This is a genomic window from Sulfurirhabdus autotrophica (assembly GCF_004346685.1).
In the GTDB taxonomy this organism is placed as follows: Bacteria; Pseudomonadota; Gammaproteobacteria; order Burkholderiales; family SMCO01; genus Sulfurirhabdus; species Sulfurirhabdus autotrophica.
In genome coordinates, this window is sequence record NZ_SMCO01000001.1 from 394,361 (window position 1) to 413,778 (window position 19,418).

The window sequence follows — 19,418 nt, forward strand, 5'->3', positions numbered from 1 at the left end:
TTATACGCTATGTGTCAAGTATCGTCAGATAGCCAGATCAATGAAGCCATGCGACCTGTCACACCATCCCGACGATAGGAAAAAAAGGTTTCGTTATCTGTGTAAGTACAGAAATTACCACCGTAAACTCGCGTTATACCCAGGGCTGCAAGTCTCTGCCTTGCTAACAAATAGATATCAGCAAGCCATTTACTTTCGCCATGAGGTACAAATGCATCCTGCGCAGCAGCGTCATGATCCATGAATGCCTGCCGCACTTCTTCTCCCACTTCAAAACGCTTAGGACCTATAGCCGGCCCAAGATAAGCCATCAACGAAACAGGGGGTACATGCATTGATTTTACCGTGCACTCTATGACACCGGAAACCAGTCCTCGCCATCCGGCATGGGCGGCACCCACAACCGTTCCAGCATCATCACAAAGTAAAACTGGCAGGCAATCAGCAGTCATGACAGCACACACGTTATTTTTCGAATGTGATACACAGGCATCTGCTTCTATTACACCATCTGCCAAAATATCAGCATTCGCTACATGTACCCCATGCACTTGTTTAAGCCAAACTGGCTCATTCGGTAAAAGTAGACGCAAAATAGCGCGGTTTTGGTTAACTGCATCCGATGCGTCACCAACGTGATCGCCCAGATTCATTTCTGCATAAGGCGCGTCACTCACACCACCGTTACGCGTAGTGATGATAGCTTTAACTGTAGATGGCGCATCCCAATCAGGGATAATCAGCTCATTGCTTGCTTTGTTCATCAGTTTTTCGTAATACTTCCAGCAAATCAACCATATCTTGTGGCATTTCAGCTTCCCATTCCATTGGCTCATGCGTAACCGGATGAATCAACCCAAGACGCGTTGCATGCAGGGCTTGTCTGCCGAAAAGTCGAATAGGCTCCCGCAATTCGGGATTAACATGGGCGGTTTGACCTATATAAACCTGATCTCCCGCCAATGGGTGCCCTATCGATTGCATATGCACGCGAATCTGGTGCGTACGACCCGTTTCAAGACGGCATTGAACTAGTGTATGACCAGAAAAATTCTCAAGCACGTGGTAATAGGTGATTGCCGGTTTGCCGTTTCTCACAACGGCCATTTTGGTACGTGATTTCGGGTGACGTCCGATTGGTGTTACCACTTTTCCGTCCTGAGTGATTTGCCCGCGTGCAATCGCCAAATATTCACGTTTAACGGTGCGTGCCTGCAATTGCCTTACCAGGTCGGTCTGCGCTGTAAGGGTTTTAGCCACAACCAGCAAGCCACTCGTATCTTTATCCAGCCTGTGCACAATGCCCGCACGAGGTACCTGTGACACTTGTGGTGCATGGTGCAACAATGCGTTAAGCAATGTTCCTTGCCAGTTTCCACTGCCAGGATGCACCACCAGACCAGCCGGTTTATTGACAATCAATATTGTATCGTCTTCATAAACAACGTTCAGCGCAATTTCTTCCGCCAGATAGGGCATCTCCGAGGGGTGAACTTCAGGGATCACACTGATATTTTCACCTCCCCAGACTTTTTGTTTGGCAATAGCTGGTTTATCATCCACCATGACCTTTTCTTCCTTGATCCACGTTTGCAAGCGGCTTCTGGAATAGTCGGGTAATAATGACTGCAAGGCTTGATCTAATCGAAATCCGGCACAACTATCAGGAATGACTATATCAATCCGTTCTGCGTCGTCGTCGTTTAGGTTATAATCAGAAAAATTTTCTACGGGTTGGCTCATGAAACAGATTTTAGCGTTATTTCTACTATTAATGGTAACGGCGTGTGGTTTACTGCCAGAAGTTCAGGACGAAACCAAAAACTGGTCGGCCCAAAAGCTCTACACCTCAGCAAAAGAGGAGATGAACGACAGTAACTACGAAAAAGCCATCAAGTATTTTGAAACTTTGGAAGCACGTTATCCCTATGGCCGTTATTCCCAACAGGCACAACTGGAAATAGCCTATGCTTATTACAAATCAAGTGAGCCGGTTTCTGCTATTGCTGCAGCAGATCGATTCATCAAGTTACACCCTAACCATCCTTATGTTGACTATGCATACTATCTTAAAGGGCTAGTTAACTTCAACGAAGATAAAGGGTTGTTTGCCGTGTTGAGTGATCAGGATATGACACAGCGCGATCCAAAAGCCGCACGAGAGGCATTTGAATCATTCAAGGAACTGGTTACCCGCTTCCCGGACAGCAAATATACACCAGATGCTGCTGCTCGAATGAAATATTTGGTTAATGCACTTGCTTACCATGATGTTCATGTGGCGCGTTATTACGTTAAGCGTGGCGCTTATGTAGCCGCGGCTAACCGTGCTCAATCGGTTGTGAAGAATTTCCCGCAATCCCCTGCACAAGAAGAAGCGCTAGCATTGATGGTTAAATCCTACGATGCTTTAGGTTTAAAAGAGTTGCGTGATGACGCTCACCGCATTCTGAAACTTAATTTTCCAAAGAGCGCTTATTTGACTGGTTACTCACCTGAGACAAAAGACTGGTGGAAGTTTTGGTAAAACCCCTCATTTGAATGGGATTACTTTGAATAAACACCATTTTTCACATAGCTAAACCTTAGATTTACGCTGGCTGGTGTGTTAAATGAAATTTAAAAGCCCTTGACGATACGCCAAGGGCTTTTTGTTTGGGCAACCAATTCGTATCAAATGGCAGCTTCGTCTGTTTCCCCAGTGCGAATACGGACAATCTGTTCCACAGTCGTAACAAATATTTTTCCATCACCAATCTTACCGGTACGCGCCGCTTTTACAATGGCTTCAATAGCTGGATCTACCTGATTATCTGCAATCACAAGTTCGATCTTCACCTTTGGCAAAAAATCCACTACGTATTCTGCCCCACGATATAGCTCTGTATGACCTTTCTGACGTCCAAAGCCTTTCACTTCAGTCACGGTCAAACCACTCACCCCAATCTCGGATAGTGCTTCACGCACTTCGTCCAGTTTAAACGGTTTGATAATTGCTTCAATTTTTTTCATTTTTCACTCCTGAGTGTTCGACTTTGTTCTGCTGACTAAAATTTTGGTTTATATCTGGATGTTATAGGATAACGTCGATCCTTGCCAAATCCACGATGTGTAATACGTATACCAACCGGTGCCTGACGACGCTTATACTCATTAATATCAATCAGGCGGGTTACCCGGCGCACATCTGCTTCTGTATAACCTGCAGCGATAATTTCTTGCGGACACAAATCATGCTCGACGTATTTCTCCATGATTGCATCAAGAATCTCATAAGGTGGCAAGGCATCCTGATCTGTCTGGTCTTCACGCAATTCTGCTGATGGCGGCCGTGTAATCACCCGTTCAGGTATCACCGCACCCAAACTGTTTCGATAACGCGCAAGACGGTACACCAATGTTTTCGGGACATCTTTCAACACAGCAAAACCGCCAGCCATATCACCATATAAAGTGGCATAACCAACTGCCATTTCGCTTTTGTTGCCGGTTGTTAATACAATCGTGCCATACTTGTTGGACATCGCCATCAGCAATGTACCGCGAATCCGCGCCTGAATATTTTCTTCAGTAGTATCAAAAGGCAGGTCATTAAATTCATCTGACAGGCTGTTCATGAATGAGTCAAACATTGGTTTAATCGATATTTCGCTGTAGCGCACACCCAAAGTTTCGGCCATGATGCGCGCATCTTCCAAACTGATATCCGCAGTAAACTGGGAAGGCATCATGACAGCATGAACTTTATCAGCACCCAGCGCATCGACCGCCACTGCCAGTACCATGGCAGAGTCTATCCCGCCAGAAAGTCCGAGTTCAATCCCCGGGAAACCATTTTTACCGACATAATCCTTCACACCTTGGCACAATGCTTCATATGCACTGGCTTCCAGTGATAACAGGGGCAAAATTTCCCCTTTTACAGGCATGCCATTTTCAAGGGTTATGATCCCTAGCGTTTCTTGAAACCCAGCAAATTGATGGGTCAGTTCTCCACTGCTATCCATCGCAAAGGAAGCACCATCAAACACCAGTTCATCCTGCCCGCCAAACAAATTGCAATAAACTGCTGACATGCCAGTCTCAGCAATGCGTTCGCGCACAACCCGATAGCGTGATGCCTGTTTTTCCAGATGAAAGGGTGAAGCATTCAGCACGAGCAAAACCTGTGCGCCAGCTTTACGTGCAAATGAAGCCGCTTCTGCATCCCAAACATCGGCGCAAATATTGATACCAAACTTCACGCCATCCAGTTCAAAAACGCAGGGCTCACTACTGGGAGAAAAATAACGCACCTCATCGAATACCGTGTGATTAGGCAGACAATGCTTATGATAAGTGGCCACCACTTTACCATCTTGCAATACCGAAGCTGCGTTATAACGCTTATTTTCATCCCAGTGGGGATGCCCCACAATTACGGTAATACCTTCAATATTTGAGGCAAGTTTACTTAACACATGGTCACAGGCATCATAAAACCCTGATCTGAGCAACAAATCTTCAGGCGAATAACCTGAAAGCGCCAGTTCAGGTGTTAACAGTATGGTTGCTCCTTGTGCTTTAGCTTGATTGGCAAAATCGAGAATTTTGTCGGCATTGCCTTCAAGATCACCAACAATACAATTTATTTGGGCTATGGCTATTTTCATGACCTAACCGCTCCATATGCCCGGAATATATGCATCAGTCTTAATAACTCACACAACCCATCAATACAGCCATTCCATACAAAATGAGATAACCGGGTAAAAAGTTCATTATTTCCTGAACCTTTACTTATGTTGCTCAAGGTTTTTTCCCGGCAATTGCGGCCACCATGGCCTCTCCAATTTCGGCTGGAGATTTGGCTACAACTACACCTGCCTGTTCCAGCGCCTTGATTTTATCTTCTGCCAAACCGCTGCCTGCAGAAATGATAGCGCCGGCGTGGCCCATTCGTTTACCTTTGGGTGCAGTCTGCCCTGCAATATAACCGGCTACGGGTTTAGAAACATGCGATTTGATGTAGTCTGCTGCTTCTTCTTCACGGGTTCCGCCAATCTCACCTACCATAATTATCGCTTCGGTTTCAGGGTCGTTCTGGAACATTTCCAGACAGTCAATAAAATCCAGACCTTTAATCGGATCACCACCAATGCCAACGCAGGTGGTTTGCCCTAAGCCTAACTGTGTTGTCTGATAAACGGCTTCATAGGTTAACGTGCCGGAGCGGGACACAATCCCCACCTTACCGCGTTGATGAATAAAACCAGGCATAATGCCGATCTTGCATTCATCCGGTGTAATCACACCCGGGCAATTCGGGCCGATCAATTTGGCACCATTGGCCCTGATTGCTGCCTTTACATTGAGCATATCCAGCACCGGAATACCTTCCGTGATGCACACTATCACTTCTATACCTGCATCTGCCGCTTCCATCACTGAATCCGCAGCATAGAGCGAAGGCACATAGATTACGCTAGCATTTGCGCCGGTTTCTCGAACAGCTTCACGCATGGTATTAAACACGGGTAAATCCAGATGTTTCTGTCCGCCTTTTCCAGGTGTTACGCCACCCACCATCTTCGTGCCATAGGCAATTGCCTGTTCCGAATGAAAAGAACCTTGTTTGCCGGTAAATCCCTGGCACAGAACTTTGGTGTTTTTATTGATTAAAATGCTCATCTTCAATCCTAAAGTTTTTATTCGCTGCTGATCAGACTGACAGATTTAAGGAAAATATCATGCCATTACCTATTAACCAGACGCTTGTTCAGCGGCTAAAAATCAGCTCACTGCTTCTACTACCCGTTTAGCCGAATCCGTTAATCCGTCAGCCGAAATGATTTTCAACCCGCTTTCAGCCAGCATTTTCCGGCCTAGATCTACGTTAGTGCCTTCAAGACGGACAATGACAGGGACAGTCACAGCCACTTCCTGTACGGCCTTGATAATGCCTTCAGCGATAATATCGCAGCGCATGATGCCACCAAAAATATTCACCAGAATGGCCTTTACTTTGCTATCTGAAAGAATAATCTTGAAGGCTTTGGCGACTGTTTCTGCCGTAGCAGCCCCGCCCACATCCAGAAAATTTGCCGGTGCACCGCCATGAAGTTTAATCAGGTCCATTGTGGCCATGGCAAGGCCAGCGCCATTTACCATGCAACCTATATTGCCGGATAGCGCAATATAGTTCAGCCCGGCAGCGTGAGCCGCAGCCTCTTTGGGATCATCCTGCGTATGGTCACGCAACTCTGAAAGTTTTTTCTGACGATACAGAGCATTGTCATCCACACTTATTTTGCAATCCAGCGCTACCAGTTCACCCGTATCTGTCACAATTAGGGGGTTCACTTCTACCATAGACAAATCAGCCGTAGTGAATAACTTGTACAGTCCTTTCAATAGCTTGGTTAGCGCTACGATCTGTTTGTCTTTCAACTCAAGTGCGAAAGCAATATTACGACACTGAAAATCTTGCAGTCCCATCAATGGATCGCACACTTCCTGCACAATTTTCTCTGGCGCAGTCCGGGCAATATCTTCAATATCCATTCCGCCGCTGGCTGAAGCCACAACTGTAATGCGCTCATGCTCACGGTCCACCAGCAAACTCAGATAAAGTTCACGTGAAATGTTGAGCGTTTCTTCAACCAGAACACGCGAAACCATTTGTCCATCAGGTGCATTCTGGTAAGTAACCAATGATGACCCCAACAGCGCATCTGCTGCTTCTCGCAGCTCATCCACAGAGTTCACAAGGCGCACCCCTCCAGCCTTACCTCGCCCCCCGGCATGTATTTGCGCCTTGACCACCCACTTTTCGCCGCCCAGATAACCTGTTGCGACTTCAGCATGACCTGTATTTTCAACCACCACGCCACGCGGTGTGGTGATACCATGTTCACGCAAGAGTTCTTTTGCTTGGTATTCGTGTAAATTCATGGTGTTTTCGTCTTATTCAAAATTTTATGAAGATAAAGTTTATATTTTGGAGCAATTCCACTGAACACGCTAGTCTCTAACCCAGATATTCGCATAATTGATTCATTAGCTGACATCAATCCACAACAATGGAATGTATTGGCTGGTGAACAACCCTTCTTGCGGCACGAATTTCTTTTCGCGCTGGAAACCACTGGTTGCGTGTCTCAACAAGCCGGGTGGATTCCCAGACACATCACGCTTTGGAAAAACAATGTACTCACCGGTGCCATGCCGCTTTATGTCAAATCGCACTCCTATGGCGAATACGTTTTCGACTGGGCATGGGCAGATGCTTATCAGCGTCATGGAATAAGATATTACCCCAAACTGGTAAATGCCACTCCATTTACGCCCGTTACGGGACAGCGTTTGCTTGCTGCGACTGAAAGTGATCGGCTTTTGCTATTATCAGCCGCTCTAAAACACGCCCAAGATATTGGCGCGTCTTCACTGCATTGTCTGTTTCCCACACAACCTCAAGCCAAAGAGATGCAATCCCTGGGCATGATGCTAAGAAGCGGCGTGCAATTTCATTGGCAAAACAATGAATACGCAGATTTTGATGGTTATCTGGCCAATATGAGCCATGATAAACGCAAAAAAATCAAACAGGAGCGCCGTAAGGTCAGCAATTCAGGTATCACGTTCGAACACCTCACAGGTAATGCCATTTGCGATACTCATTGGGAGTTTTTCAATTCCTGTTACCAAACTACTTATAGACAGCACCGGTCCACTCCTTACCTTAATCTGGCTTTCTTTCGCCAGATTGGCGCTACGCAACCTGAAAATGTGCTTTTAATCATTGCCAGCCGGGATGGCATCCCTATCGCAAGCGCTTTGAACTTTTATAATGATCATACTTTGTATGGCCGCTACTGGGGGGCTATTGAGTATGCACCAGGGCTGCATTTTGAAACATGCTATTACCAGGCCATCGAGTTTTGCATACAACATAAAATCCTCACCTTTGAGGGTGGAGCTCAAGGCGAGCATAAGGTTGCGAGGGGGTTTCTGCCCACCCCAACCTGGTCAGCGCACTGGCTGGCACATCCTGAGTTTTCTCACGCGGTAGAAGAATTTCTGGAACGAGAGTCTCGCGGTATTGCGCAATATATTACCGAACTGAATGAAAGCAGCCCTTTTAAAAGTGAGAAACCTTCCATATAACCGTCTATAAATAAACATGGATGCAGGCGACTACAGCTATTTCGACCATGATGCAGATATCGGCATTATCGGCCATGGCAAGTGCCTTGAGGCTGCCTTTGAATCAGCAGCCAAGGCCATGTTTGCAATTATGGCCGAACTTGAACAGATCAAGCCCGTAAACGAGATAAACCTCTCGTTTGAAGAGTCTGATCTTGAATATGCACTGGTAACCTGGCTAAACCTGTTAATTACTGAAGCGAGAGAAAATGGACTCGCACTTGGTAAATTTTACATCACCCGCAACAAATTTCACTGGCATGGAAAAGCATGGGGAGAACCTTGGCGAGCAGGCCTCGAACGAGGTGTTGAGGTAAAAGGCGCCACCCTGACGATGTTATCAGTGAAAAATGATGGTAACGAATGGGAAGCACGTTGCATCGTGGATGTCTAAAGGATTTTATATGAATCTTGCTGGATTAAATAAAATAGAACCTTATTGCTGGGAAATTCCAGCAGTTAAAGGTGAAATGCACTCCCCAGTCCATCTTTATGGCAGCGAACCGCTTCTCGCCAGCATGGATGAAAAAGTTCGTGAGCAAATCACCAATGTTGCCAAATTACCTGGACTTGTCGGTGCTGCCATGACCATGCCCGACGCTCATTGGGGATATGGGTTTCCTATAGGCGGCGTAGCAGCATTTGATCCGGACTTAGGGGGCATCATTTCTGCTGGAGGCGTGGGATTCGACATTTCTTGCGGTATACGTTGCCTGCGAACCAATCTGAATCTTGCTGATGTTACCAGCCAGGCAGAGAGGCTTGCCAACACCTTGTTTCAGCGCATTCCGGCGGGCGTTGGAGAAGAAGGTGCCTTGAAACTGAGCATACTTCAGCTGGATGATATCATGCTGGGTGGAGCAGAATGGGCAATCAGGCAAGGCTATGGCGTTCAGGAAGATTTGTCCTTTATTGAGGAGCACGGGCGTATCCATAACGCTATTCCAGCCAATGTGTCAGATCACGCAAAAAAACGTCAGCATGGCGAAATGGGCACCCTGGGCTCGGGAAATCACTATCTCGAAGTACAGGTGGTTGACCGGATTTACGATGTTGATGCAGCCCGGACATTTGGCCTCAAGGAAGGACAAATTGTCATCTCCATCCACTGCGGCTCTCGCGGGCTTGGCCATCAGATTGGCACTGAATACTTGGTCAGCCTCGCTAAGGCTGCCAGCCGTTTGGGCATAGAACTACCGGACCGGGAACTAGCCTGTGCACCTATCAATTCTCCAGAAGGACAGGAATACCTTGGCGCCATGAATGCCGCAATCAATGTGGCGCTCGCCAACAGACAAATACTGACCCATCTCACACGTGAAGTGTTTAATCAAATTTTCCATGACAGCATTTTGGAAACACTCTTTGACGTCTCACACAACACCTGCAAACTGGAAAAACACAAGGTAGATGGCAAAGGACGATGGCTTTACATCCATCGCAAAGGTGCCACCCGGGCTTTTGGACCCGGACACCCCGCCCTGCCTGAACGTTATAAAGAAGCAGGTCAGCCTGTGATTATTGGCGGCAGCATGGGTACGGGCTCTTATGTGTTAGCTGGAATCAGCGAAAGCGAAAATAAAGCATGGTCTTCTGCCAGCCATGGTGCCGGCCGTGCGATGAGTCGGCACACAGCCATTAAGCAATGGCGTGGCAAGGAACTGATAGAAGAGTTAGCGTCAAAAGGCATACTGATCCGCACTAAATCCTTAAGGGGTGCAGCAGAAGAAGCGCCAGGTGCCTATAAGGATGTCGATCTGGTTGCAGAGGTGACAGAAAAAGCAGGTTTGGCGAAGCGTGTTGCATTTTTGCGACCAAAAGTCTGTATCAAAGGCTGACCATTTGCTTCTCTGTAGCTCGCCCTGCAACTCGCATTTCCAAGGCATTCATTTAAATTAAAGCGATAAATTCAATCAATTTTCAATACCTTTTCTTCAAGTACCAGCACAACTCAATTCAGGATGCGCGCATCCAACTAATTGATATTTATATGAAGATTTCTTGCACACACGTTAAAATAAGTTAATAATCAATCAAAAGCAACTATTGTGAATTGCACCGCAATTTAAGACAATACACTGGTTAAAAGGATAACAATGTGATTTCCAAAAAAACGCGTTCTCTCCTTCTCTTACTCTCAATTGTAACTACCACTGTTGCAAATGCTGCCCAGGAATTATCATTCGGTGTTATACCTTATGTGTCTGCCGGTCCATTAATACAAACTCAAAGCCCACTCAAACAATATATTGCCAAGGTGCTGGGCACACCCATCAACCTTGTTACAGCTCCTGATTTTCGTGCGTTTCTTGATCGAACTCAAAAGGGTGAATATGACATTCTTTTTACTGCCCCCCATTTTGGCAGGCTTGCTGCGGAGCGTGATGGCTACAAAGCGTTAGTTATGACTTCCCACCATGTGCAAGGCTCATTTCTGGCAAGAAAAGACTCGCCCATTGAATCTATTGATGATCTGAAAGGCAAGACCGTCATGATTGCCCAGCGGATTTCAATGCTTTTTCAATTAGCCGAAACAACTTTGCAACAAAGAGGTCTGATTGATGGTAAAAACATCACTATCATTGAAACGCGAACCCATAACAACGCGTTATATGCACCAATGCGTGATGAAGCAGACGCATCTGTCACAGGTGTACTGATCTGGCACCTGCTCGGCCAGGAGTTTAAAGACAAACTCAAAGTAATCGGCACAACAGCAACAGTGCCTGGATTTTTGCTTTTAGCGCACCCTCGAATGCCTGTAGACATTCAAAACAAACTAAAAGATGCCTTACTAAAATTTGGTGATACACCAGAAGGAAAGACTTATTTTGAAAACACTGGATTTATTGGATTTGAGCCGATTTCTGATAACACAATGAAGGCGCTAGATCCTTACACAAAAGTACTGAGAACCAAACCATAAAATGTTTAATCGCCTCTTTGCTCCGCATCGGTCAATCAGAACCAAACTGGTTCTCGTCAGTATTGTCGTTGAAATTTTTATGCTTGGCCTGCTACTGGCAAATAGCATGCGTCTGCTTAACCAGACACTGGAGGAACAAACCCAGGCAAAGATAGAGGCAGTGACCCCCTTACTGGATTCAGCCATCAGCGCACGCCTGTTTGAGCGTGATCATGTAGGTATTACTGAAATCCTGCAAAAATTGATGAAAAGTCAGTTTAGTAACTTTCAATACATCGTTATCTACGACAATCTCGGTGAAGTATATGCACAAACAGGCAACATTGATATCCACAAAATGCCTGTGATTGACAAACATGTTTCAACAAGTATCCCAAGTGGCGTGTATAACTCCATGACTGCCCTGACACTAGGACATGAAAAAATTGGCGCAGTCCGCTTTGGCCTTTCTTTGCATTCTTTGATCACCTCTCGCGACAACGTACTTCAACAAGGTCTGCTTATTGCTTCAATTGAAGTCATTCTCACTTTTATTTTGTTATCTGTCGGCGGGTATTTGCTGACACGCCACATACACACGCTCATGACCGCCACTCAGGAAATTGCTGCGGGAAACAATGCCACTCAAATACCAGTAAGCAGCAGGGATGAAATCGGTATGCTGGCAACCAACTTTAATATCATGACCCAAGCCATTCATGACCGAATCGATGCGCTACACCTTTCTGAGCGCGCTTTGTTTGAGGAAAAAGAACTGGCTGAAGTAACCCTTCATTCCATAGGGGATGGGGTAATAACAACTGATGTTCATGGCCTCATTCAATATATTAACCCTGCTGCGGAGCTCATTATCGGGTGGGAATCAAAGTTGGCAAAAGGCCGCCATATTGTTGAAGTATATCGCACTGTTGACGAGCTAACGTTAACACCACTGGACAACCCTGCTAGTGAATGCCTGCAGGAAAAAACCGTCATCAGTCGGCAAACTCAATCCGTTCTGATACGAAAGGATGGCAGGCAATTTGCTATAGAAGAGACGGCCTCGCCCATTCTGGATCGTGATGGAAAAATGACAGGGGCAGTGCTGGTATTTCACGATGTTACTGCCAGCAGGGAATTTGCGCGTCAATTGGAATACCAGGCAACCCATGATGCCCTTACCGGGCTGGTAAATAGACGAGAATTTGAAAGACGCACCATGGAGGCACTTGTAGATGCCCGTGAAAATAATCATAACCATGCCATGTGCTATCTCGATCTGGATCAATTCAAAATTGTAAACGATACCTGCGGACATTCAGCGGGCGATGAACTATTGCGGCAATTGGCTCACAATCTTGCTTCTGAAGTTCGTGGCATTAACACCATCGGCCGACTTGGTGGAGATGAATTTGGCCTCCTTATCAAAAAATGTTCCATTTCAGAAGCTACCCGCGTTGCAAAGGGGATCAGTGAATGCATCAAGGATTTTCGCTTTGTATGGAATGACAAGATATTTGAAATTGGTGTCAGTATAGGTGTAGTACCTATCAGACCAGATAGTGCGGATATCTCCGAAATATTCAGTACAGCAGATGTTGCCTGCTACATTGCCAAGGAAAAAGGGCGAAATCTGATCCATGTATCTCAAGTGGATGATATTGAGCACGCACGGCGACAGGGAGAGATGCAATGGTCAACCCGCGTAACAGATGCGCTTAAAGAAAACCGCTTTGTACTGTATTACCAGAAAATCATTCCCCTTTCCTCCACAACTATTACTGATGAAAAATGCGAAATTCTGGTGAGAATGGTCGACACCGATGGAAAAATCATCCCGCCAATCAAGTTTATTGGTGCCGCTGAGCGCTATCATTTAATTTCCAACCTTGATCGCTGGGTCGTCCGTAAAGCGCTATCATTGATCAGCCAACCAGACTCAAGTAGTGTATGCAACGGCATTTTTTCCATTAATCTGTCAGGTGACTCTGTTGGGGATCTCGAATTCCTCCAGTTTGTTATCCAGGAAATACGCATAAGCAAAGTAGATCCTGCCAAGCTCTGTTTTGAAATAACCGAAACGGCAGCCATCTCCAATCTGAGCCGCGCTGTTCAATTTATTTCAGAATTGAAAATTCTGGGATGCAAATTTTCACTTGATGATTTTGGCAGTGGGCTGAGCTCTTTCGCCTATTTAAAAGCGCTGCCTATTGACTACCTCAAGATTGATGGTGCTTTTGTCAAAAACATTGCCAAAGACCCGAATGACCGCGCTATGGTCACTGCCATCAACCAAGTTGGACATGCACTCGGCATCAGCACCATTGCAGAGTTCATAGAACATCATGAAATCAATAGCGTTTTAAAGGAAATCGGGGTAGATATGGGGCAAGGTTATTTCATACATATGCCAGAAGAATTCATCATCGCTCAACAGTCAAAATCTACTGACTTCATTGCAAAGTAATGGAATTTCAAATACGGTTCAGAGTGACTTTGAAACAATCAAAAGCATCACGAATTTTTGTCAAAAAATCTACTTTGCTTCTATTTTCGTCACCCCGCAACGTATACAAACAAAATGGGTAATGAGACGACCACTGTCAACATCAAACGGTTTTCCATTGCTCACCTCCCATTTATGAAAACCACTGCTGCACAATGATCTCCCCTTATGTTTTTCCCCGGGTTTCACTTTTTTGAATTTAACAATTTCACCCACAATCTGTACCTTTCTGAGACAATATTTAAATATTCAATCATTATCATAATTCTATCTGGGACAAGGCCAAAAAATTGCGTATGTTTTTCCAGTATCTATGTCAAAATTTTACCCATATTAAATGTTGAGCAGTAATTCAGTGACTGACCCAAATTTGCTAGGCATGATTGCCGGCACCCTGACAACTGTAGCATTCGTACCCCAAGTACTCAAAACATGGCGATCCAAATCAGCCAAAGACGTTTCCTATGGTATGTTCCTGATTTTCAGTACTGGCGTACTCTTCTGGCTATTTTATGGCATTGCGATAGGCGCGGCACCCATTGTGGTCGCATTCGATCACGCTGGTTTTGGCTGTTGTTATATTGGTGCTTAAATTTATTTACAAATAAATAAACAACCCACTACTCAGCGTTCACTGGCGCTTTTCTTGAACGTTTTATATCTCCGCGCTGTTGTTTACTTTCTAATCGACGCTTTTGAGAAGCCTTAGTTGGCTGGGTTTTATATCGGGGTTTGGGGGGCTGCGCAGCTTGACGAATTAATTCACATAATTTGACTCGCGCATCATCACGATTTCTACTTTGAGTTCGAAAACGTTGCGCCTCAATAATCAATATGCCTTCATCCGTCATGCGCCTGCCGGCAAGTTTGAACAACCTTTGTCGCACATCATCCGGCAAAGCAGGGGAATTGGCTGCATCAAACCGCAATTGCACTGCAGTAGACACCTTGTTAACGTTCTGACCGCCGGGGCCAGATGCGCGGATAAATTGCTCTTGAATTTCGCTTTCATCTATCACGATGGTGCGGGTTACATGAATCATGTCAGGCACCGTAAGAAAATATCATCTGTAAATACTAATTGAGCTGAATCCGCTGCCCCCAAGGTATCTTGGCCTTCCCTTTCACCAACCAAATGACGGGATAAGGGGGTTCATATTTTGGAAACTCACCTTCTGCATCGGTAAAATAAAGCAATAAATCCGGACGAGGCGTATCCGTTTCGACCCAGTCAAAAATCGGACGAAAATCAGTACCCGCACCCCCATTAATTTCATCTGGCAAAATAAGCGGTTCCCAGGACTGGAATATCCACGGCCCCTTTGCATTCAAGCGCTCATCGCAGGCATGCAAAGTCACCCTTGCCTTGATTTGCCCCTTCAGTGCATCCACCTCACTCACAAACTCTGCGATTTCAGCATCGCCAATAGAACCACTCGTATCAAGCACAACCACAAGTTCTACCTGACCACTTAACAGGCTGGGCATCATGGCGGCCCCCTCCCTGCGGGACGGGCGCTGAAAGCTGTAGTCATCTCGTGCCACGCTGACCATATAACGTGCCAGCAACATACGCCATGGCAGTTTTGGCTGAATCAACTCATCTACCACACGCATCCATGACTCACCCAGTTTTCCCGCCTGGCGAGCTTGCTGTGCTGCCGAAGCAAGGCGTTGCTTCCATTGGCTAGCCAACTCTTCTTTCGCTGTGGGGGACGAATCCAATGGCTTAGGCTTACCTTCTAAAGCCTCATGCTCCTCTGAGCCACCTGTTTTGCCCTGTTGTTCCTGATGCCCGTCAGCCGTGGTGCCGCCCTTGCCTTCGTTTTTCTCCTCACCACTGCTGCTGCCTTTACCTTCTTTTTCCTGACCACGATTGCTGCCAACCTGGCTCAATGCATTGTCGCCCTCACCCAACCCCTGCTCTTCGTCACCCTCACCATCATACAAATGGTCGTCCAGGGGCTCTTCAGTGGGCTCTGCCAGTATGAAAGGATAAATCTCTTCTGCAGTCAGATGCTTGTAAACGGGGTTCATCAAGGCACCCGGCGGCGCTTTCAGGCCTTCTCCAGCCAACAAGTGATTAACGGCATGATCACAGGCCACATCCCAGCGGCGTTTAGTGCGGTGATGACGTCGAGCAAAATGGCCCAAAGCACAATGAAGTGCTTCATGAGCCAACATGAATTGCGTTTGGCTCAGATTCAACCCATCTATAAATTCAGGGTTGTAGTAGAAAGCGCGTGCATCTGTTCCGGTAGTTTTACACCACTTCACAGGCTTGAGAGTCAAATGCATCACTAATGCGCCAAGGAATGGTTTCTCTAAAATCAACCGTGTACGCGCGGCAGCAAGCTTTATCTCTATATCGTTTTGTGCTGTACTCATGCCTCGGCAGTATTCGACCACTTCATGTCATACAGCAACAAATCGGTGATGGTATTTGCCCATTCAGCGAATTCCGGTACGGAAAATAACGGTTTTCCGATAGAACGATGAAGATCCGTTACCAGCATCACACCCATTTCGCGCTGTGGAAACAATTTGGCATAACGCAGAATATTACCCAATACTTTTGCGGCATCTGCTGTGCTTTTTGCCTTCACTGCACGCCTGACCAGCGCAGCTGCTACACCATACTGAAGATCGATACTGCGCGGTACATCGCTAACATCTCCGTTCAAAATACCATCAAGATCCGGCAACTGATCCATATTATCGACAAAAGCTTTAAGTTCTACACCAGCAGCCGGGCCGATACAGGCTTGTAATGTATCCAGAAGCAGCGTTGGCATTTCGCTGAATTTTTGTAGTGCGCGGTGTGCAAATTCCCATGAACGGGGTGAAGGAAATGCAACTGGATTGTGTGCAGGATCAAAATCAAACAACAGATCAGGACGGAAACGCAGAAAGGCAATTACCCGCTCATCCACATCGTTTTCATGAGCCCATGATACCCAGTCATCCAGATTAGCTTCCACTTCATAATGGGTAAAACGATTGGCCAATGGGGCTGGCATGGTATATGTCACCCCCCTGTCACCCTGCCTGTTTCCGGCAGCAAATATGGCCCAACCTTCAGGTACCACATATTCACCCAGCCGGCGATCAAGAATCAGCTGGTAAGCTGCAGCAGAAACGGTCGGTGGAGCTGAAGTTATTTCATCCAGAAAAAGAATACCATGTTTACCATGACGCTTGGCATCCGGCAAAATTGCTGGGACTGACCATTCCACCAAAGATTCATGACGAAATGGAATTCCCCGCAAGTCTGTGGGTTCCATCTGGGATAAACGAATATCAATCAAGGGGACATTATGTTTGGCCGCAATGCTAGCAATAATCTGCGACTTACCCACTCCTGGTGGGCCCCAAAGCATAACAGGCGTATGCTGTTTGTTCAGTGTGCTGCAAAATTCGCGATCAAGAATGGTTTGTATGTGTGAAGGTCTCATATTCTTTTCTATTAACAATACATTTACATAGGTTACCGCAAAACGGGTTATTTTTGCATAGGGTTTTAACTGTTACAATAGGCAAACCCTTATAAAGGAAGCGGAATCAACGCTTTAATAACCAATGAAATTTTGTAGCACATGCGGAGCAACCGTTGTTCTGCGTATCCCTGAAGGCGACTCCATACCCCGGCATGTCTGCATTGCCTGTCACACAATTCATTATCGTAATCCTAAGATTGTAGTGGGTTGTTTACCCGTTTGGGAAGATAAAATTCTACTGTGCCGCCGTGCTATTGAACCAAGATATGGACTGTGGACACTCCCTGCCGGTTTTATGGAAAACGGGGAAACAACAGCGCAGGGTGCAATGCGCGAAACACTGGAAGAGGCCAATGCCCTGGTTGAATTGAAGGGGCTTTATACATTGATCAACTTACCTCACATCAGCCAGGTTTACATGATGTTTCGGGGCAAACTGCTTGATCTCGATTTCAGTCCCGGAATCGAAAGCCTTGAAGTGGCCCTTTTCAGGGAAGAAGACATTCCCTGGAATGAGCTTGCTTTCACCACTATTCGTGACACTTTAAAGCATTTTTTTCTTGACCGAAAGAATGGGAGCTTTCAGTTCCATGAAGGGGACATCATTTCGAGCAGTTGCGATTAAGCTGCGCGGGATCGCCTTCCCAGAATATCAAACTTGATGCGCGCCCAATCCTCACTATTTTCAAGTATTTCTGTAAATCTGATTTTGTATGTCAGCTGTTTATCATGAAGGTCCATGATTTTGCCTGCCGTAAATTCCGATATTGGCAAAATCAAACTGCTGGCCATCCCTTTATTATCTACGTTTGGCAAAAACAATGCTCTCAATTCCTTTACATCTGCCGTAATAATGCCAGCCTGCTCCTGTAAATTTTCACTATGCAGCTGAGCCAACTCTAGTCTTTCAATTTTTACGGCTCTAGGTGAATCACTCAGTTTTTCAACACCTAACGAAATCTTGCCAGACTCAGCATTCTTGACCCAGCGAATAGCGCCAATTTTCCAGGGTCCGTTACTCTCTGCATCGCGCACCCCAATCAATCTGCCAACCTCTGCATTACTACATGCATCGGAATGAATAATCAAGCCATAGCCTGTAGCACTTTCATTTTCAATCGGCCATTTTGCTGACAGGGCATTTAATGAACAACTTTCACTATTAGAAGAATGACTGTCCAGCATAGAGATAACACAACTGATGCCACAAACAACTTCAACTGTTTTATTGTCACTCAGCTCTCGTGGATAAACTCTTGCAGCAGAATCAGTCATCCATAGCGTAGAAAGTTGCTCCATAAAATCTAAACAGGCACTGTCGCAATATTTACCCTCAATTCCAATCCGATCCAATTGTTTACCTTCACGCTGCAAACGCAAGGATCTGGTAACTTCAGCAAGCAATGGGCTGATATCCCAAAACCGCAATTTTTCTCCTTCAGTCTCAGGAACAATTTTTCCGGCACCTGCTGGTTTAGACAAATCGATAAAATGCGTATGCCTGTTTTCAGCATAGTGGTTATCCAGATGCATTACCTCAGCCCATCGCATCAGCCACTGTTCAACCAACTCAATTTGCTCAATCTGCAAGCTTGTAGGCACCAGCATATCCAGCATCAGGATTCTGAAATATTCCATCATGCATGAACTTTCACTACTGCCGCCTGCTATCGTTACTTTTTCGTTTGAAAATCCATGCAACTCACTCAGCCGATAAAGTTTATGCAATCGCTTCCACATATTAGGCTGCACCATCTCCTGATGGAAATAACGCCACTTTATCTCTCCGCTTAAATAATGAATTGCCCTCACTGTTATTAACGGGATCATTTTACTGATCTCACTCTGTTCAGGATGATCCAGGTAATCACGTATAAATGCCTGATATCCATGTGCAAGGTGCCAGAAATTGGCAAATATGCATTTCCACAGTTTTTGTTCTAATTCTGGATCTGATGCATGCTTTTTTAAATAAATGTCACACAAATTTTTCTGCAGAAGCTGGCTTCCTTCATCCAGCCTCATCAAAATTTGCAAGCGTTCTTTAGTCAAAGGATCTGTACTGGAATTGAAAATATTCAAAGCATCTGAAATATGCTTGTGAGCCTGATATTCATCTTTAAGTGATAAAGAGTTCAACCACCGCTCGGTAACCCGCAAGCTGGAAAGCGGATCAATAATTTTCTTTCTGAAATAATAAAATAGGTCAATCATTCGGTTCACACAATGCAATAGTTAACTCTATCCTTGCATGAATCGTGCCCGATATCGGCGCCACAAAATAGATAGTATATATTTAATTATCAATATGTTATGAAAAATAGTA

General features: G+C 45.6%; 18 protein-coding genes. 8 read left to right on the forward strand and 10 right to left on the reverse strand.

Going from position 1 to position 19,418, the window contains the following annotated elements:
- Positions 1 to 14: 14 nt before the first annotated feature.
- Positions 15 to 764: a peptidoglycan editing factor PgeF gene (gene pgeF, locus EDC63_RS01985; RefSeq protein WP_124947634.1), complete on the reverse strand. Its 750-nt coding sequence runs from the start codon at positions 762 to 764 to the stop codon at positions 15 to 17.
- Positions 745 to 1,743 carry a 23S rRNA pseudouridine(1911/1915/1917) synthase RluD gene (rluD, locus tag EDC63_RS01990; protein WP_124947633.1) on the reverse strand — a complete coding sequence of 333 codons (999 nt, stop codon included), beginning with the start codon at positions 1,741 to 1,743 and terminating at the stop codon, positions 745 to 747. The genes pgeF and rluD overlap by 20 nt, the downstream gene beginning before the upstream one ends.
- Between rluD and EDC63_RS01995 the strand changes: the two genes are divergently transcribed.
- The gene (locus EDC63_RS01995; RefSeq protein WP_124947632.1) at positions 1,742 to 2,527 is read left to right on the forward strand and encodes an outer membrane protein assembly factor BamD; all 786 of its coding nucleotides are present in this window, start codon (positions 1,742 to 1,744) and stop codon (positions 2,525 to 2,527) included. The genes rluD and EDC63_RS01995 overlap by 2 nt on opposite strands.
- Before the next feature lie 146 nt (positions 2,528 to 2,673).
- Here the strand turns inward: EDC63_RS01995 and glnK are convergent, their stop codons facing one another.
- The 4 genes from glnK to sucC all read right to left on the reverse strand — a co-directional run bounded on the left by glnK (position 2,674) and on the right by sucC (position 6,933).
- Positions 2,674 to 3,012, reverse strand: coding sequence for a P-II family nitrogen regulator (gene glnK / locus EDC63_RS02000; protein WP_124947631.1), 339 nt, complete (start codon positions 3,010 to 3,012; stop codon positions 2,674 to 2,676).
- 35 nt (positions 3,013 to 3,047) lie between these two features.
- Positions 3,048 to 4,652 carry an NAD+ synthase gene (locus EDC63_RS02005; RefSeq protein ID WP_124947630.1) on the reverse strand — a complete coding sequence of 535 codons (1,605 nt, stop codon included), beginning with the start codon at positions 4,650 to 4,652 and terminating at the stop codon, positions 3,048 to 3,050.
- Between the two features lie 136 nt (positions 4,653 to 4,788).
- Positions 4,789 to 5,670 (reverse strand): succinate--CoA ligase subunit alpha, encoded by an 882-nt coding sequence (gene sucD, locus EDC63_RS02010; protein WP_124947629.1) that lies wholly within the window; start codon positions 5,668 to 5,670, stop codon positions 4,789 to 4,791.
- Positions 5,671 to 5,772: 102 nt separating this feature from the next.
- Positions 5,773 to 6,933, reverse strand: a complete 1,161-nt coding sequence (sucC, locus tag EDC63_RS02015; RefSeq protein ID WP_124947628.1) for an ADP-forming succinate--CoA ligase subunit beta — start codon at positions 6,931 to 6,933, stop codon at positions 5,773 to 5,775.
- A 114-nt stretch (positions 6,934 to 7,047) separates the two neighbouring features.
- Here sucC and EDC63_RS02020 point away from each other — a divergent pair, with 114 nt between their 5' ends.
- From EDC63_RS02020 to EDC63_RS02050, 6 genes are all read left to right on the forward strand, one after another.
- Positions 7,048 to 8,145: a GNAT family N-acetyltransferase gene (locus EDC63_RS02020; protein WP_317615892.1), complete on the forward strand. Its 1,098-nt coding sequence runs from the start codon at positions 7,048 to 7,050 to the stop codon at positions 8,143 to 8,145.
- A 16-nt stretch (positions 8,146 to 8,161) separates the two neighbouring features.
- Complete coding sequence (locus tag EDC63_RS02025; protein ID WP_124947626.1) at positions 8,162 to 8,578, forward strand: archease; 417 nt, start codon at positions 8,162 to 8,164, stop codon at positions 8,576 to 8,578.
- Positions 8,579 to 8,588: 10 nt separating this feature from the next.
- On the forward strand, positions 8,589 to 10,022 hold the full coding sequence (locus tag EDC63_RS02030) for an RtcB family protein (RefSeq protein ID WP_124947625.1): 1,434 nt from the start codon (positions 8,589 to 8,591) through the stop codon (positions 10,020 to 10,022).
- Positions 10,023 to 10,282: 260 nt separating this feature from the next.
- Entirely contained in the window at positions 10,283 to 11,110 is an 828-nt protein-coding gene (locus EDC63_RS02035; RefSeq protein WP_124947624.1) for a phosphate/phosphite/phosphonate ABC transporter substrate-binding protein, read from the forward strand.
- Between the two features lies 1 nt (position 11,111).
- Positions 11,112 to 13,556: an EAL domain-containing protein gene (locus tag EDC63_RS02040; protein WP_124947623.1), complete on the forward strand. Its 2,445-nt coding sequence runs from the start codon at positions 11,112 to 11,114 to the stop codon at positions 13,554 to 13,556.
- A 394-nt stretch (positions 13,557 to 13,950) separates the two neighbouring features.
- Positions 13,951 to 14,187 (forward strand): SemiSWEET transporter, encoded by a 237-nt coding sequence (locus EDC63_RS02050; RefSeq protein WP_223248420.1) that lies wholly within the window; start codon positions 13,951 to 13,953, stop codon positions 14,185 to 14,187.
- 28 nt (positions 14,188 to 14,215) lie between these two features.
- Here EDC63_RS02050 and arfB read toward each other — a convergent pair whose 3' ends face one another.
- From arfB to EDC63_RS02065, 3 genes are read right to left on the reverse strand one after another with little or no spacing between them, the layout of a single operon-like run.
- Entirely contained in the window at positions 14,216 to 14,638 is a 423-nt protein-coding gene (gene arfB / locus EDC63_RS02055) for an alternative ribosome rescue aminoacyl-tRNA hydrolase ArfB (protein ID WP_124947621.1), read from the reverse strand.
- A gap of 34 nt (positions 14,639 to 14,672) precedes the next feature.
- Entirely contained in the window at positions 14,673 to 15,983 is a 1,311-nt protein-coding gene (locus tag EDC63_RS02060) for a vWA domain-containing protein (protein ID WP_124947620.1), read from the reverse strand.
- Positions 15,980 to 17,050, reverse strand: a complete 1,071-nt coding sequence (locus EDC63_RS02065) for an AAA family ATPase (RefSeq protein WP_124947619.1) — start codon at positions 17,048 to 17,050, stop codon at positions 15,980 to 15,982. The genes EDC63_RS02060 and EDC63_RS02065 overlap by 4 nt, the downstream gene beginning before the upstream one ends.
- A gap of 124 nt (positions 17,051 to 17,174) precedes the next feature.
- Between EDC63_RS02065 and EDC63_RS02070 the strand changes: the two genes are divergently transcribed.
- Entirely contained in the window at positions 17,175 to 17,717 is a 543-nt protein-coding gene (locus EDC63_RS02070) for an NUDIX hydrolase (RefSeq protein ID WP_124947618.1), read from the forward strand.
- Here the strand turns inward: EDC63_RS02070 and EDC63_RS02075 are convergent.
- A complete protein-coding gene (locus EDC63_RS02075; protein WP_124947617.1) occupies positions 17,714 to 19,306 on the reverse strand; it encodes a hypothetical protein in 1,593 nt (530 codons plus the stop codon). The two genes, EDC63_RS02070 and EDC63_RS02075, sit on opposite strands and share 4 nt — an antisense overlap.
- Positions 19,307 to 19,418 lie beyond the last annotated feature (112 nt).

Excerpts from the sequence above, each read along its gene's own strand:
- glnK (WP_124947631.1), bottom strand. The coding sequence starts at position 3,012 with ATGAAAAAAATTGAAGCAATTATCAAACCGTTTAAACTGGACGAAGTG.
- EDC63_RS02040 (WP_124947623.1), top strand. The coding sequence starts at position 11,112 with ATGTTTAATCGCCTCTTTGCTCCGCATCGGTCAATCAGAACCAAACTG.
- EDC63_RS02060 (WP_124947620.1), bottom strand. The coding sequence starts at position 15,983 with ATGAGTACAGCACAAAACGATATAGAGATAAAGCTTGCTGCCGCGCGT.
- pgeF (WP_124947634.1), bottom strand. The coding sequence starts at position 764 with ATGAACAAAGCAAGCAATGAGCTGATTATCCCTGATTGGGATGCGCCA.
- EDC63_RS02065 (WP_124947619.1), bottom strand. The coding sequence starts at position 17,050 with ATGAGACCTTCACACATACAAACCATTCTTGATCGCGAATTTTGCAGC.
- EDC63_RS02025 (WP_124947626.1), top strand. The coding sequence starts at position 8,162 with ATGGATGCAGGCGACTACAGCTATTTCGACCATGATGCAGATATCGGC.
- EDC63_RS01995 (WP_124947632.1), top strand. The coding sequence starts at position 1,742 with ATGAAACAGATTTTAGCGTTATTTCTACTATTAATGGTAACGGCGTGT.
- arfB (WP_124947621.1), bottom strand. The coding sequence starts at position 14,638 with ATGATTCATGTAACCCGCACCATCGTGATAGATGAAAGCGAAATTCAA.
- sucC (WP_124947628.1), bottom strand. The coding sequence starts at position 6,933 with ATGAATTTACACGAATACCAAGCAAAAGAACTCTTGCGTGAACATGGT.
- EDC63_RS02030 (WP_124947625.1), top strand. The coding sequence starts at position 8,589 with ATGAATCTTGCTGGATTAAATAAAATAGAACCTTATTGCTGGGAAATT.
- EDC63_RS02070 (WP_124947618.1), top strand. The coding sequence starts at position 17,175 with ATGAAATTTTGTAGCACATGCGGAGCAACCGTTGTTCTGCGTATCCCT.
- sucD (WP_124947629.1), bottom strand. The coding sequence starts at position 5,670 with ATGAGCATTTTAATCAATAAAAACACCAAAGTTCTGTGCCAGGGATTT.
- EDC63_RS02075 (WP_124947617.1), bottom strand. The coding sequence starts at position 19,306 with ATGATTGACCTATTTTATTATTTCAGAAAGAAAATTATTGATCCGCTT.
- EDC63_RS02005 (WP_124947630.1), bottom strand. The coding sequence starts at position 4,652 with ATGAAAATAGCCATAGCCCAAATAAATTGTATTGTTGGTGATCTTGAA.
- rluD (WP_124947633.1), bottom strand. The coding sequence starts at position 1,743 with ATGAGCCAACCCGTAGAAAATTTTTCTGATTATAACCTAAACGACGAC.